Origin of the sequence: Tabrizicola sp. YIM 78059, assembly GCF_004959785.1 — a bacterium.
Taxonomy (GTDB): Bacteria; Pseudomonadota; Alphaproteobacteria; order Rhodobacterales; family Rhodobacteraceae; genus Tabrizicola; species Tabrizicola caldifontis.
This window is the reverse complement of sequence record NZ_SJZH01000058.1, coordinates 1-775: the sequence shown is the minus strand read 5'-3', so window position 1 is coordinate 775 and position 775 is coordinate 1. Positions and strand designations below refer to the sequence as shown.

1 pseudogene is annotated in these 775 nt (G+C 63.2%); it reads left to right on the top strand.

Annotated elements, in window-relative coordinates:
* Window positions 1–3: 3 nt before the first annotated feature.
* A pseudogene (locus EZM81_RS18005) lies at window positions 4–761 on the top strand (IS5 family transposase).
* Window positions 762–775: the final 14 nt, after the last annotated feature.

Below are 775 nucleotides of genomic sequence, written 5' to 3'. Positions count from 1 at the left end.
ATCATGATCGAGCGGTTCTGGCTGACGGAAGCACGGATGGAGCGGTTGAGGCCGTTCTTTCCGAAGTCGCGGAGCAAGGCGAGGGTCGATGACCGGCGGGTGCTGAGCGGGATCATTCACCTATAGCGCAATGGCTTGATGTGGAAGGATGCGCCAAGGGAGTATGGCCCGCACAAGACGCTCTACAACCGCTGGGTGCGCTGGAGCCGCATGGGGGTCTTTGCCACGATCATGACCGAGCTGGCGACCCAAGGTCAGGATGCCGAGATGGTGATGATCGATGCGACCCACCTGAAGGCACACCGGACGGCTTCGAGCATGGCTGTGCAAAAAGGGGACGCGGGCGGTTGATCGGCCGGACAAAGGGCGGGCTGAACTCGAAACTGCATGTCCTGGCCGATGCGAAGGGTCGTCCGATCCAGATGTTCCTCTCCGCAGGCCAGACCTCCGACTACCTGGGCGCGCGGGCGCTCCTGTCATCCATCCCGGCGGCCGGGGCGCTGCTCGCCGATCGCGGATACGATGCCGACTGGTTCCGCAAAGCCCTGATCGACATGGGGATGTCCGCCTGTATCCCATCCCGGTCCGGGCGCAGGGAACCGATCCCCCACGACACCGACCTCTACCGGAAACGCCACAGGATCGAAAACACCTTCGCCCGCCTCAAGGACTGGAGGCGTATCGCAACCCGCTACGACCGCTGCCCGATCCTATTCCTCTCCGCCTGCGCCCTCGCCGCAACTGTCATCTATTGCTTGTGAGTCCTGAGCCTAGG